We start from the raw sequence: 13430 nt of genomic DNA, 5'->3' as shown, positions 1-13430 counted from the left end.
CTTGACCCTATAACACCCAAGGGGTCTGGTCGTAATGATGACGCAACATTAAAAAGCCGGATACGCAGCGTGTGGCCCCAGCAACAGCGAGGGCGGCACCATGAGACGCACACACTTGAGCAAACGCTCGTCAGCATGATATGCATTAACAGTTACGCCTGACGACCATAGCACGCGTGAACCACCTGATCCCTTGCCGAACTCAGCAGTGAAACCGCTTAGCGCCGATGGTAGTGTGGGGTCTCCCCATGCGAGAGTAGGTCATCGTCAGGCACCTATACCGTACCCCAGCTTCGAAAGAAGCTGGGGTATTTTTATTGTGCGAAAGAAAACCAAGGGGTCTCCCCATGGAGAGTCCCGGAGCGCCGGCCGCCGGATGGCCGGCCCAGCCATCGTCAGGCACCTATTCAACGAAGAACCCAGCCACCCGGCTGGGTTTTTTGTTTGCGTTAAAGAAAAATGAGTAAAAAAGCCCCCTGGCAGGCGGCCTTTAAAAGCTAATAATTACTTATCCCTTCGATGCTGGCACTGCCCGCCTGCCCAGGTTTCATAAATAGCGCGGTCGTCCGCCAGCATCATTAGCGCAAACAGCCGCTCACCAAGCGTTGTGCAATGATTGATTCGTCGAGAGAGTAGCGATGTTGCCTGGATGTCAATCACCACAAAGTCAGCCTCAAGGGTTGGAGCGAGCTGACCGATATGGCTATCCAGCGAGAGAGCTTTTGCATTGCCCATGGTTAAGCCATAAAACCCCTGCCATGCGGTAAGGGGCTGTCCGCCTAGTTGACCCACTTGATAGGCTGCTTTAAGCGTTCCAAATCCTGATAGATCGGTGCCTGCGCCAATGTCGCTGGCAAAGGTAAATGCCATGCCTGTCTGCTTGGCTGCTTCCCGATCAAATAAACCGCTACCTAAAAAGAGATTGGAGCTAGGGCAAAAAGCAATATTGGCGCCTCGATCCGCCAAGCGCGTGCGCATGCCGTTATCGAGATGAATGCCATGGGCGAAGGTGCTACGGGGGCCGACTAAGCCTGCCTCCTCATAAACGGCCAAATAGTCGCGACTGCCTGGGAAAAGTTCGGCTACCCAGTCTAACTCCCCGCTGTTTTCAGCCAAGTGTGTCTGTAACCAAAGGCTAGGGTCATTACGTAAGAGGGCACCGGCAGCGTCCATTTGCGTCTTAGTTGAAGTCGGCGCAAAGCGCGGCGTTACGCTATAGCCCAGTCGGCCATTGCCGTGCCAATCCTCAATAAGTCGTTCGCTGTCAGCAATGCCAGATGCACCGTCCATCAGCGCCTCAGGCGCATTACGATCCATCAATACCTTGCCCACCAGCATACGCAGCTGGCGTTTTTGACAGGCGGTGAAAAATGCATCCACGGAGCCGGGATGACTAGAGCCGAATACCTGGGCAGTGGTAGTACCGGCGCGCAGCATCTCATCCAAAAAAGCGTTAGACAGCGCTTCTGCATGGGCATGATTAGCGAATCGACACTCTTCCGGAAAGGTATAGTCGTTTAGCCAGTCAAGTAGTTGGCGGCCATAAGAAGCCATGATATCCAGCTGCACATAGTGCACGTGGGTATCGATAAACCCCGGCATAATCAATTTGTCACGATAATCGACAACGTCAGCACCTTTGGGTAGTGAAGGTGAGAGTTCGGCGAAATGGCCGACGGCATGAATATGCTGGCCTTTCAACCACAGCAAGCCGTCGCCGTAATGCTCTAAACTGCCCGGTTCGGGCGTATTGCCATCGCCAGGGTCACGGGCAAAACTAATCAATTCGGCACGAATGAACGTATCGGTAGAAGAATTCATATTAACTCGGGGTCGTCGGAGAGTCGGTCATTAGCGTTCGCACTGCCTGGGAGTCAAGGCCGCGGTTTTCTTGAAAAGAGGGCGTGTCCGTTAGCCAAAGCAGTTCAGCCACCACCGTTAAAGCAATCGCGTAGGGCGTTTTATTACTCAGCTTATTGTCGTGAATGCGTCCAATGGGGCTTCGCACCCGCGCAATTTGATCGGGGGAGTAACCATCGCGCTTGAGGCGTCCTTCAAAGCTCGCCCATTTGCTGTCAGACCCAATCAGCCCAATCGACGCGACTTCATCGCGCTCGATCAGCGCGGCGATCAGGGCATAGTCTTCGTCATGGTTATGCGTCAATACCAGCGAATGGGTGTTTGCAGGCAAGGCGGCAACACTTTGCTGTGCGTCTTGGAGTGAATAACAGCTAAGTCGTGGCTGCTGATGATACTGTTCGGCAAACGCATCGCTTCGGCTATCGTGCCAGTGCAACTGCCAGGGAAGCGGCGCACTTAGCTTTATCAGTTGCTGCCCTACGTGCCCTGCACCAAAGATCGCGATGTGCGTTGTAGTGCCTGGAAAGGCTTCCAAAAGGATATTAACGAACCCACCACAGCACTGACCGCTTCGTCCGCCCAGAGAAAAGGCTTCTAAGCTGAGGCCGTAGCGTTGTTCTGTCAAACAAGCGCGTGCAGCGGTAATGGTTTGCCACTCAAAGGTACCGCCACCTAGCGTATCGAAGATCGCATCGTCGGTGATCACCATGCGCGCACCAGGCTCGCGGGGTGTTGAGCCTGCGCTGGTCACTTGAGTGGCTAGTACATGCGGTATGCCATCGCGCTGTAAGCGGTGTAGCGCCGCATGCCAGCTTTCTGGATTTTGACTAGAACTCACAGCACTTTCTTCCTGATAGCGTTGGCTGCCAGCATGACCCGCTCCGGCGTGGCCGGTGTATCTAAGTGAGGTGAGAGGGCGTAATCAGTCAGGCTCGATAGCGCATCACGTAGCGCCGACCAGACACAAATGCCCAGCATAAAAGGGGGCTCGCCTACTGCTTTTGAGCGGTAGAGACTGGCCATGGAGTTAGGGTGCCCCTCCAGTAGTGCGACATTAAAGATAGGCGGTAGATCACCAAAGGTAGGGATTTTATAGGTCGCCGGACCATCGGTGACCAGCACGCCTTTGTCGTTCCACTTAAGCTCTTCGCTGGTTAACCAGCCCATTCCTTGAATAAAACCGCCCTCCACCTGGCCAATATCAATGGCGGGATTTAGTGAATCACCCACATCGTGCAAGATATCGACACGGTTTACCTGATACTCACCGCTCAAGGTATCCACGCTTACCTCTGCCACTGCCGCGCCAAACGCGTAGTAGTAGAAGGGTCGGCCTTGACCAACTGAACGATCATAGTGAATAAGCGGCGTGGCGTAGAAACCTTTTTCAGATAGCGATATGCGATTGAGGTAGGCGGTTTGCACCAACTCACCCCAGGGTATAGTGCGTTCGCTTTCGCCGAACCCGGCCACTAGCATGCCATCTTCTAGGCGCATTCCTTCGCGATCCAAGCCCTCTGAATAGTGCGCGGTGGCAAAATCAAACAGGCGTTCTCGCAGCTTGCTGGCGGCATCCCGCGCGGCCATACCGTTCAAGTCAGCACCGCTAGAGGCAGCGGTAGGTGAGGTATTGGGAACTTTATCGGTTCGCGTAGCGGTAATGCGCACCTTCTCCAGATCCAGTCCCAGCTCCCTAGCTACTACCTGACAAATTTTAGTATGTAGCCCTTGGCCCATCTCGGTACCGCCGTGATTGATCATCACGCTGCCGTCGGTGTAAACATGCAGAAGGGCACCCGCCTGATTAAGGTGCTGGGCGGTAAACGAAATGCCAAATTTAACCGGGGTAAGCGCCAGTCCTTTTTTAATCACAGGGCTGGTGGCGTTAAAGTCACTGACCGCTTTGCGCCGAGCCCAGTAATCGCTGTCGCTTTCGAGGGTTTCAACGAGTGTATGTAGGAGTTGCCGCTGGTCGACCTGCTGGCCGTAGTGTGTCATCTCGCGGCCATCGCGGTAGAAGTTGCGCTTACGTACGGTCAGTGGGTCTTCACCAATCTGGCGGGCAATATCATCCATGGCCGCTTCGATAATCATCATACCTTGGGGGCCACCGAAGCCCCGGAATGCGGTATTAGAGGCGGTGTGGGTTTTTGCGCGATGACCGACTACCTGGGCATCCCCCAGCGAGTAAGCGTTGTCGGCGTGGAACATAGCGCGATCGACGATAGCGTCGGAGAGATCCGGCGAGTAGCCGCAGTCACCGATCACCGTGATCGCACCACCCTGAATAACGCCTTCAGCATCAATAGCCAGTCGGTAGCGGTTATGGAAGGGGTGGCGTTTACCCGTGGCGCGCATATCTTCGCTGCGCGGTAAGCGGAGTCGAACCGTCTTGCCGGTGCGGCGGGCAATAATCGCGGCAATACACGCCCAAGGAGACGCCTGAGTCTCTTTGCCACCAAAGCCACCGCCCATACGGCGTACTTCTACGGTCACTGCATGAAAAGGAATATCGAGCACCTCCGCCACCAGCTTCTGGGTTTCGCTGGGGTGCTGGTTGGAGGTGTGGACGATAACACCCTCATCTTCGGTAGGATGAGCCACGCATGCCTGGCCCTCCAGATAGAAGTGCTCTTGGCCACCGACGAACAGCTCGCCTTCAACAATCTGTTCCGCTTGATCAAGCGCCTGCTGCCAATCACCACGGGTCTGCACATGAGTCGGGCGCACAAACTCTTCACGCTCCGTCGCGGCCACTGGGTCTAAACTGGCAGGCTGCTCATCGATGCTAATGGCGGCTAACTTAACGGCACGGCGTGCGGCCTGCAGCGACGTTGCGGCAACGGCGAAGAGGCATTGGCCTGCGTAGCTGATCTCTTGATCGACAAAAATAGGATCGCCCGGAAAGACCGGCCCGATATCGGTATGCCCTGGTACCTCATGAAAGGTAATAACATCGACTACTCCAGGTGCCTCTTTCACCTTGCTGAGATCAAGCCGCGTTAAGGTGCCGTGGGCGACGGGGGATAGACCAAGCGCCACATGCAGGGCGTCGGCGGGCAGTGCCAAGTCGTCAATATAAGCGGCTTTGCCGGTGACGTGCTTTTCGGCACTCTCGTGAAAACTTGCGCTTCCCGCCTGTCGCTGACCACTACTGTCCACCGTATGGCGTGCCAAGGGCCCAGAGCCTTGGATGTGGTCGTGTAGTTCGCGGCGGGCACGGCTGCTATCGCCGTCCAGTTTAGTGAGCGTACGCATGGAGCATCACCTCGTGGTCGGGCGCTGAAAGGGAAAGATAGAGACGCTCAAGCAAATTCTTGGCGGCTTGTTGGCGATAATCTTGACTGCCCCGCACATCACTCATGGGCTGGAAATCACCTTCTAGTGCCTGCTGAGCGGCGCGAAAGGCTTCCGCAGTCAGGGTGCGCCCCTCGAGGACTGCTTCGGTAGCTTTCGCACGTTTAGGAGTCGCAGCCATCCCGCCAAAAGCGATTCTTACATCGTGCAAGATACCCTGCTCAACGCGGTAGCTAAAGGCACCGAGTAGCGCAGAGATGTCATCTTCGCGACGCTTGGAGAGCTTCCATACGCGCAGTTGACTGGCCTCAACCGCCTGCGGAATGAAAATCCGCGAAACGACTTCATCAGCCGCCAAAGCGGTCTTTTTGTAATCGAGGAAGAAATCCTCCAGCGCTAAGCAACGCTTGCCTTTTGTGCTAGCAAGCTCTACCTGAGAACCCAGGGCAAGTAGCACGGGGGGCGTATCGCCAATAGGGGAAGCATTGGCGATATTGCCACCCAGGGTTCCCCGATTACGAATTTGCTGGGAACCAAGCCGGTGCAGCAGATGAGCAAACGCAGGAAAGTGCGTTTCAAATAGCGGCTCAAGCTGGGTATAGGTAACCCCGGCGCCTATCCACCAGCCGGATTGATGTCCATGGGTAGCCTCTTCGACTGTTAGTAGCTCGGCAACCCGAGAAACGTCTATCAACTGATCAAGCGGCGCCAGGCGCTGAGTGCTTTCCAGCCAGAGGTCAGTGCCGCCTGCCACCAAGCGCGCCTGGGGAGCTGCTTGACGCAATTGCGTTAGCCCTTCCAAAGACGTTGGCTGAGCAAAAAAAGGCGCTGTTCCTAACGAATCAGTGGATTGAGTGTCGCTTTCTGACGCTGGCAGCGTCGCGTCGAACCAAAGTGGGCGCTCGTAGGGAATATCGTTCATACGTAGCGCTGCATCGCGGATAGGACGATAACCTGTGCAGCGGCACAAATTTCCGCCCAGGGTGGCTTCTAGGCGTTCTGGTGACAGTTGTTGCAACAGCGGAGCAGGGCGCTGGTTAAGGTCGCTATGCAGGGTGAAAAGTGACATAACGATACCCGGCGTACAAAAACCACACTGACTGCCATGGCATTCGATCATCGCTTCCTGGGCCGGGTGCAAATGACCTTTTTGCGACAACCCTTCAACGGTGACCAAGTGTCTACCCTGTAGTTGGTGGGCAGGCGTGATGCACGCATTCGCGCTGGCGAAATTCTGCGTGCCATCCGTTAATTCGCCAATCGCCACGGTGCAAGCGCCGCAATCGCCCGATGCGCAGCCCTCTTTGGTACCCGTTTGGGCCAAATGCTCACGTAATAGAGTTAAAATGCTGGTGTCGGGTGAAATGTTACACCGCTGGGGGGTACCATTGAGCAGGAACGCAATCGTTGCCATGCCGAACTCCACTGTCGTTGTAATAGACCGGGATGGTGCTGACCGATCGGTCAATATAGGTTGAGCTTGGGACAAAATGCCCTGCCTTGCAAGTATTTGCTCGCTGCACAGGAGTGGGGCAAGCTGGTGTGAAATGCTAATTTTTGGGGCAATCAGCCTATCCATTCACGCTATTGGGGAATACTGTTAATGACCGCCGTATCTGCCACTCATGAAAGCCCAAGCCGGGAAAGAATAGAAGCAAGTATTCTGATAGCTGCTGAGGAGGTGTTTTCTCAACACGGCTACCGCGGGGCGAGTTTGCAAGTGATCGCTGATCGAGCAGGTCTTCCCAAAGCCAATATTTTGTACTACATGGGCAGTAAGCAATCGCTTTACGTGCGCCTGCTTAACCGCATGATGCGCCGCTGGAACGAAGTGCTTGAGGACATTACCCCTGAGAGTGATCCTGCGACGGTACTTAGCGACTTTATACGCACAAAAATGGTGCTTGGGCAGCGCTACCCTGAAGGCTCAAAGCTCTTTGCGGCGGAAATTTTAGCCGGTGCTCCCTTCTTAAGTGATTATTTGGCAGGCGAGTTGCGTGAGTGGGTGGCCTCTCGTGCCAAGATCATTCGCCAATGGTCCGTCCAGGGAAAAATGGATGCTGTCGACCCCAGGTGGCTAATTTTCTTAATCTGGTCTTCCACCCAGCACTATACTGAATATAGTGCCCAGGTCAGCGGTATTCTAGGCCGTGATGCGTTAACCGAAGATGATCTTGAATCCATCTCCGCCTTTCTTGAGCACGTTATTCTAAAAGGCTGCGGTGTCACTGCACCTGTACCCAAGCCGAGTATTGACGCTTACGGGGTGGAAAAGTGAGCCTCAGATGAGCGACTTGCCTATTGATCAGTATCTTGATCAGCTCAAAACCGTCCTTGCCACCCATAATCGACTGATGCTGATTGCCCAGCCGGGGGCGGGGAAAACCACGCGCGTACCGCTATGTTTACTTGAAGAAGCTTGGGCCAAAGGTCAAAAGCTTCTTTTACTCGAACCACGGCGGGTAGCCGCGCGTTTGGCAGCTAGCTTTATGGCCCAGCAATTGGGTGAAAACGTTGGCCAGACGGTGGGGTACCGCATGCGCGGCGATAGCTGTGTGAGCGCGCAAACCCGTTTAGAAGTAGTCACCCAGGGCGTACTCACCCGAATGCTGCAAAATGATCCGCTGTTAGAAGGCGTTGCCGGGATCATCTTTGACGAGTTCCATGAGCGCAGTTTAGAAGCCGATGTGGGCTTGGCCCTAACGCTGGATGTGCAAACCAGTATTCGCGATGATTTGCGCTTACTGGTGATGTCGGCAACCCTGGATGTCGAAGCGCTCAAACGGGTGTTGGGCGAGCAGGTGCCTGTTATTGAGTGCCATGGCCGCCAGTATCCGGTGACGACGACGTATCGGCCTGCCCTAAGGGGTGAGGAGAGCGTTAGCCACGCCCTTCGGGTGGTCGAGGAAGCACTATCACTGCCTGATACTCAAGGCATACTGGTGATCTTGCCCGGTGTCGCCGAAATTAATCGCTTGGTTCAGGCGCTGGAAAATACGGTGCCCCATATGGTGGTTCGGCCGCTGCACGGCAGAATGAGTATTGCTGAACAGCAGGAAGCGTTGGCCGCGAACACGCCAACACAGCGAATTATTGTCTCCACCGCCATCACAGAATCGAGCATTACCGTGGATGGTGTGAATGTGGTGATTGACGGTGGTCTGGAGCGAGTGCCGCTTTTTCAGCCGCGTACCGGGCTAACCCGTTTAACGACCCGGCGGATCAATCGCGCCAGTGCCGATCAGCGTCGGGGGCGTGCAGGGCGTCAGCGGGAGGGCAGTTGTTTTCGGCTCTGGGCCCAGGAGCAGCCGTTGGTGCCTTATGGTGAGCCGGAAATTCAGCAAGCGGATCTCTCATCGCTGGCGCTCGAACTGGCGTGTTGGGGCGTCGCGTCACCCCAAGCGTTAAGTTGGGTAACGCCGCCACCGGAGGGTGCCTGGCGCAGTGGTCAATCGCTGCTAGAGCAATTAGGTGTGTTAGATCACGAGCATAAACTTACTCCTCTAGGTAGCCGCTGTGCCAAGTGGCCAGTTGAACCGAGAGTGGCCGTGATGCTGGAGCGAGCTTCTGACTTCAATGCTGTGCCGCTGGCCTGTGGGGTAGCTGCACTGCTGGAGGAGCGAGACAGTACCGAGCGATCGCTGCATGATGCTTTGGCACTGCGTCTTCGTCAGCCTAAACGCTTTCCCGGTTGGCAGCGCGAAACGCTTAGGTTGGCTAAAATAGCGGGAGTGGGGCTGAGTGACGCCGTGCTAGAGCCGCTTGGACCACTTTTGGCGCTGGCCTTCCCAGAGCGTATTGGCCAGCAAATAAATCCCGGTAACTTTCGGCTTGCGAATGGCAAAACCGCTACGCTGCCTTTAAGCGATACCCTGGCGCATCAGCCCTTTTTGGTTGCCGTCTCGCTCAATAGTTCGGTGGGAGATCAGGTGCGTATTAGCACAGCCGAGCCGTTGTCACTTGAATCAATTCTTTCGCTATATCCTGGTATTCGCCAATGGCAGCCGCGGGTAACGTGGTCACAAGAAGAGGGGCGTTTATTCGGTGAGGAGGTGCAGGCACATGGTAGCCTTACCATTGCCAAAAGACCTTTAGCCCACTTACCTGATGAGGCGGTAAAAGAGGCGTTATTGAGCGCGCTACGTCAGCACCCTGAAAAGTTGTTTGGCGATAAGCTACAGCAGTTGCGAGGACGAATGGCGCTGCTCTCTGAACACCGGGGGGAGGCGTGGCCCGATTGGTCGGATCCAGCGCTATTAGCTTCACTAGAGAGCTGGCTAGCCCCTTACCTGGTTGGTATTAAACGGCTGAGTCAAATTGAGAAATTGCCGCTAGACCGCTATTTGCTCAATTCACTGAGCTGGGAGGCGCAAAGCGAATTTGAGCACTTAACCCCGCTAACGCTTGAGGTTCCTAGCGGCAAGCAGGTTGGTTTAGACTACCTGCCGTGTCTTTCCCATCGGCCGCCTGTATTAGCGTTGAAACTGCAGGAGGCCTTTGGTTGGCGGGTAACGCCTACCGTTGTGGATGGTGGCGTTGCCGTGATGATTCATCTGCTTTCGCCTGCGCGTCGACCGCTGCAAGTGACTCAGGACTTGGTCAGCTTCTGGCAAAATGGCTACCCTGAAGTGCGCAAGGAGATGCGCGGTCGCTATCCGAAGCACCCCTGGCCAGAAGATCCTCTAATGGCACCCGCCACTGCGCACACTAAGCGCAAGGTGTGACTGCTTTAGTTATCGCGACACAGGTGTTTATTCGCTGCGCTGTTCCGGAATCTCGTCTGGAATGCGGTAGCGTACTCCGTCTACCCGTTCTTCTTCGTAGCGTTGATTCTCCTCTTCAGGCACAACACCAATAACGGTTTCCTGTGAGCCGTCGGGCCATGTATAAGTAGTACACCCTGCTAATAGCAGCGGAACAAAAACAAATAACGCAACAATGGGTAATGCGAGGCGGCGCTTGAGCATAAGGCACTCCAATGGGTGGCGCTGATCCTGAGAATAAGCTGAGTATCTCACATTGAGAAACTATAGGTAGTCATTTGCCTGGCTGTAAATACTTAGATTTCGCCTCATTACCCTGACGTAATGCTTATGTATGCCTATGATAATAGAGGTTAACCTCTCAACCCTGCATAAATGCGAGAGCTCTAATCCCCTCGGAGGTTCTATGTGGTCGGTGGTGAAGTCAGTGCTAGCAGCCTTGCTAGGCGTTCAGAGCAACCAAAAGCGGGAGGAAGACTTTAGTAGTGGTAGGCCAGCAGCCTATCTATTCACTGGTGTGGTAATTACGCTACTGTTTGTTTTGCTACTTATTTTTTTGGCCATGTTTGCGGCCCGCTGAAAAGCGTTGATAGCGTTAAATAAGCAAAACGTGACGAATGGCACATATTTTCTATACTGCTAATATCTCATTTAACCCTGTCCTAATCTAACGATAAGTAATAACAACAATAAACTGGAGGTAACTATGCGTTCACGGTGGTGGCTAATGGCCATATCCCTTGCTGCAAGCGGGTCGCAGGCTCAGTCGAACGGCTGGAACATGCCCGTTGGCGTAACAGATGTGAGCAGCGATATTTATGGCCTGCACATGACCATTTTTTGGATATGTGTCGTGATTGGCGTGTTGGTATTTGGAGCAATGTTCTACTCCCTGTTTCGTTACCGCCACTCCAAGGGTGCAAAGGCTGCTCATTTTCACGAACATACCAGTGTGGAAGTGTTATGGACCGCCATCCCCATTTTGATTCTGGTGGGTATGGCGGTGCCTGCCACCGCAACCTTAAAAAATATGTACGACTCATCTGACGCCGAGTTGGACGTAATGATTACCGGTCAGCAGTGGCGTTGGCGCTATGAGTATCTTGGCGAGGATGTAGCATTTAACTCAAATATGAGTACGCCGAGAACACAAATCAGCGGCGAAGAAACCCGCGGGGAGCATTATTTATTAGAGGTTGATGAGCCGTTGGTACTACCGATTAACCGTAAAGTACGCTTTCTGATGACCTCCGACGACGTTATTCACTCTTGGTGGGTGCCGGACTTAGCGGTTAAGCAGGATACTATTCCCGGCTTTATCAATGAGAACTGGGTGAAAATCAACGAACCGGGTATTTACCGCGGTCAGTGTGCCGAGCTGTGTGGTATTGATCATGGCTTTATGCCTGTGGTGGTGCATGCTGTAGAAGAAGATGAATTTGAAAGTTGGCTGGCCGAGCGGAAAGAGGCTGCTGAACAAGAAGCAATGGGCGTTGACCGGGAGTGGGAGATGGATGAGCTAGTGGAGCGGGGCGAATCAGTTTATCAATCAATCTGCTCTTCTTGTCACCAGGCTGAAGGCCAAGGTTCTCCCCCCGCCTTTCCCGCGCTGGCGAATAACGAACAGCTCATCAATGATGTGGATTGGCATCTAGATAAGGTCATAAACGGCGTATCGGGCGCGGCGATGCCCGCTTTTCGTAGCACCTTGAATCCGGTTGAGTTGGCCGCTGTGGTCACCTATTCGCGCAATGCTTGGGGTAATGATACGGGAGATGTGGTGCAACCATCTGAAGTGGCTGAATTAATAGCCCAATAACCCTGGATTGCCACTCAATCAGACAACAACAATATTTCGGAGAGTCACATGGCGCCCAAACTACCCCCACAGCCCCCGCTGCAACATAGCACTACGGCCGTCGCCGACGGCCAAAGTCATGGTCACGCTGCGCCACCCAAAGGTATTTTACGCTGGCTGCTGACCACTAATCACAAAGAGATCGGCTCTCTTTATCTTATTTTTTCGCTGACGATGTTTTTCATCGGGGGGATATTCGCCCTCGTGGTCAGGGCAGAGCTTTTTCAACCCGGCTTGCAGTTGGTTGACCCGGAGTTTTTCAACCAGATGACCACCATGCATGGCTTGATCATGGTGTTCGCTGCGGTCATGCCTGCTTTCACCGGGTTAGCCAACTGGATGATACCGCTGCAGATTGGCGCGCCAGATATGGCGTTGCCCCGGTTGAATAACTTCAGTTTTTGGCTGTTGCCAGTGGCATTTACGTTGTTGCTTTCAACCCTGTTCATGCCCGGCGGCGGCCCTAATTTTGGCTGGACATTCTACGCGCCGCTGTCGACGACTTTTGCTCCACCCTCGACAACCTTCTTTATCCTTGCCCTGCATATTGCCGGTATTAGCTCCATTCTCGGTGCCATCAACATCATCGCGACCATTTTAAACATGCGTGCGCCGGGCATGCGTTTAATGGATATGCCGCTATTCGTATGGACATGGCTGATTACCGCTTTCCTATTAATCGCAGTAATGCCGGTACTAGCAGGTGTCATCACAATGATGTTGATGGATATCAACTTTGGCACCAGCTTCTTCGACGCCGCAGGCGGTGGGGACCCGGTATTGTTTCAGCATCTATTCTGGTTCTTTGGGCATCCCGAAGTGTACATCATGATTCTACCCGCCTTTGGGATTGTCTCAGCGATCATTCCCACCTTTGCCCGCAAACCGCTATTTGGCTATGCCTCCATGGTGTACGCCACGGCGGCCATTGCACTGCTGTCATTTTTGGTTTGGGCTCACCATATGTTTGTGGTGGGTCTGCCTTTGGTGGCAGAGCTGTTTTTCATGTACTCCACCATGCTGATCGCCGTGCCAACCGGCGTTAAGGTGTTTAACTGGGTAACCACACTGTTTCGCGGTTCGATTAGTTTTGAATCACCGATGCTATTTGCTCTGGCCTTTGTGGTGCTGTTTACCATCGGCGGTTTTTCAGGGCTTATGCTTGCGATCGCACCGGCGGATTTTCAGTATCACGATACCTACTTTGTCGTTGCCCACTTTCACTATGTGTTAGTCCCTGGGGCGATCTTCGCCATTATGGCGGGGGTCTATTACTGGCTGCCTAAATGGACCGGACACTACCCCAATGAGAAGCTGGCCCAGTGGCACTTCTGGTTCTCGATTATTGGTGTCAATCTAACCTTCTTCCCTATGCACTTCGCAGGCTTGGCGGGTATGCCGCGGCGAATCCCAGACTACGCTCTTCAATTTGCCGACTTTAACTTGCTTTCAAGTATTGGCGCTTTCTTCTTCGGTGCATCACAGCTGCTATTCGTGTTGGTAGTCATACTGTGCGTCCGCGGTGGTAAAAAAGCGCCAGCAAAAGCCTGGGAGGGCGCAGTGGACTTGGAGTGGACGGTACCTAGTCCTGCGCCACTGCATACGTTTGAAACGCCGCCTGTGTTTCATCGTACGGCGCACTAAAAAAGCAT

General features: G+C 54.0%; 10 protein-coding genes and 1 rRNA gene. 6 read left to right on the top strand and 5 right to left on the bottom strand.

The annotated features are described in order from the left end of the window. The first annotated feature begins 157 nt into the window (after window positions 1-157). Window positions 158-273 (top strand): 5S ribosomal RNA (gene rrf, locus QHL1GM_RS04300). Window positions 274-504: 231 nt separating this feature from the next. On the opposite strand, the gene guaD is transcribed toward rrf, so the two are convergent. From guaD to xdhA, 4 genes are read right to left on the bottom strand one after another with little or no spacing between them, the layout of a single operon-like run. Continuing rightward, complete coding sequence (guaD, locus tag QHL1GM_RS04295; protein ID WP_071693370.1) at window positions 505-1821, bottom strand: guanine deaminase; 1317 nt, start codon at window positions 1819-1821, stop codon at window positions 505-507. 1 nt (window position 1822) lies between these two features. Next, window positions 1823-2698: a xanthine dehydrogenase accessory protein XdhC gene (xdhC, locus tag QHL1GM_RS04290; protein ID WP_071693369.1), complete on the bottom strand. Its 876-nt coding sequence runs from the start codon at window positions 2696-2698 to the stop codon at window positions 1823-1825. Then, window positions 2695-5118 carry a xanthine dehydrogenase molybdopterin binding subunit gene (gene xdhB / locus QHL1GM_RS04285; protein ID WP_071693368.1) on the bottom strand — a complete coding sequence of 808 codons (2424 nt, stop codon included), beginning with the start codon at window positions 5116-5118 and terminating at the stop codon, window positions 2695-2697. The genes xdhC and xdhB overlap by 4 nt, the downstream gene beginning before the upstream one ends. After that, window positions 5102-6571, bottom strand: coding sequence for a xanthine dehydrogenase small subunit (gene xdhA / locus QHL1GM_RS04280; protein ID WP_071693367.1), 1470 nt, complete (start codon window positions 6569-6571; stop codon window positions 5102-5104). Before xdhA ends, xdhB begins: the two co-directional genes overlap by 17 nt. Before the next feature lie 189 nt (window positions 6572-6760). On the opposite strand from xdhA, the gene QHL1GM_RS04275 reads away from it, so the two are divergent. Together QHL1GM_RS04275 and hrpB are read left to right on the top strand one after the other, a co-directional pair. Then, the gene (locus tag QHL1GM_RS04275) at window positions 6761-7435 is read left to right on the top strand and encodes a TetR/AcrR family transcriptional regulator (protein ID WP_071693366.1); all 675 of its coding nucleotides are present in this window, start codon (window positions 6761-6763) and stop codon (window positions 7433-7435) included. 7 nt (window positions 7436-7442) lie between these two features. Beyond that, a complete protein-coding gene (gene hrpB / locus QHL1GM_RS04270; RefSeq protein WP_071693365.1) occupies window positions 7443-9881 on the top strand; it encodes an ATP-dependent helicase HrpB in 2439 nt (812 codons plus the stop codon). A gap of 27 nt (window positions 9882-9908) precedes the next feature. On the opposite strand, the gene QHL1GM_RS04265 is transcribed toward hrpB, so the two are convergent. After that, on the bottom strand, window positions 9909-10124 hold the full coding sequence (locus QHL1GM_RS04265) for a hypothetical protein (RefSeq protein ID WP_071693364.1): 216 nt from the start codon (window positions 10122-10124) through the stop codon (window positions 9909-9911). Window positions 10125-10254: 130 nt separating this feature from the next. Between QHL1GM_RS04265 and QHL1GM_RS04260 the strand changes: the two genes are divergently transcribed. The 3 genes from QHL1GM_RS04260 (at window position 10255) to ctaD (ending at window position 13422) form a co-directional block, all read left to right on the top strand. Next, complete coding sequence (locus QHL1GM_RS04260) at window positions 10255-10500, top strand: DUF2970 domain-containing protein (RefSeq protein ID WP_368087060.1); 246 nt, start codon at window positions 10255-10257, stop codon at window positions 10498-10500. Window positions 10501-10626: 126 nt separating this feature from the next. Beyond that, window positions 10627-11739, top strand: a complete 1113-nt coding sequence (gene coxB, locus QHL1GM_RS04255; protein WP_071693362.1) for a cytochrome c oxidase subunit II — start codon at window positions 10627-10629, stop codon at window positions 11737-11739. A gap of 48 nt (window positions 11740-11787) precedes the next feature. Further along, on the top strand, window positions 11788-13422 hold the full coding sequence (ctaD, locus tag QHL1GM_RS04250) for a cytochrome c oxidase subunit I (protein ID WP_071693361.1): 1635 nt from the start codon (window positions 11788-11790) through the stop codon (window positions 13420-13422). Window positions 13423-13430 lie beyond the last annotated feature (8 nt).

Origin of the sequence: Halomonas sp. QHL1 (assembly GCF_001882345.1) — a bacterium.
Lineage (GTDB): Bacteria > Pseudomonadota > Gammaproteobacteria > Pseudomonadales > Halomonadaceae > Vreelandella.
This window is presented reverse-complemented; position numbering and strand designations above follow the sequence as displayed.

Bases quoted from the DNA above. Each gene is read 5' to 3' on its own strand.
- guaD (WP_071693370.1), bottom strand. From the start codon at position 1,821: ATGAATTCTTCTACCGATACGTTCATTCGTGCCGAATTGATTAGTTTT.
- xdhB (WP_071693368.1), bottom strand. From the start codon at position 5,118: ATGCGTACGCTCACTAAACTGGACGGCGATAGCAGCCGTGCCCGCCGC.
- xdhA (WP_071693367.1), bottom strand. From the start codon at position 6,571: ATGGCAACGATTGCGTTCCTGCTCAATGGTACCCCCCAGCGGTGTAAC.
- QHL1GM_RS04275 (WP_071693366.1), top strand. From the start codon at position 6,761: ATGACCGCCGTATCTGCCACTCATGAAAGCCCAAGCCGGGAAAGAATA.
- hrpB (WP_071693365.1), top strand. From the start codon at position 7,443: ATGAGCGACTTGCCTATTGATCAGTATCTTGATCAGCTCAAAACCGTC.
- QHL1GM_RS04265 (WP_071693364.1), bottom strand. From the start codon at position 10,124: ATGCTCAAGCGCCGCCTCGCATTACCCATTGTTGCGTTATTTGTTTTT.
- QHL1GM_RS04260 (WP_368087060.1), top strand. From the start codon at position 10,255: ATGCCTATGATAATAGAGGTTAACCTCTCAACCCTGCATAAATGCGAG.
- coxB (WP_071693362.1), top strand. From the start codon at position 10,627: ATGCGTTCACGGTGGTGGCTAATGGCCATATCCCTTGCTGCAAGCGGG.
- ctaD (WP_071693361.1), top strand. From the start codon at position 11,788: ATGGCGCCCAAACTACCCCCACAGCCCCCGCTGCAACATAGCACTACG.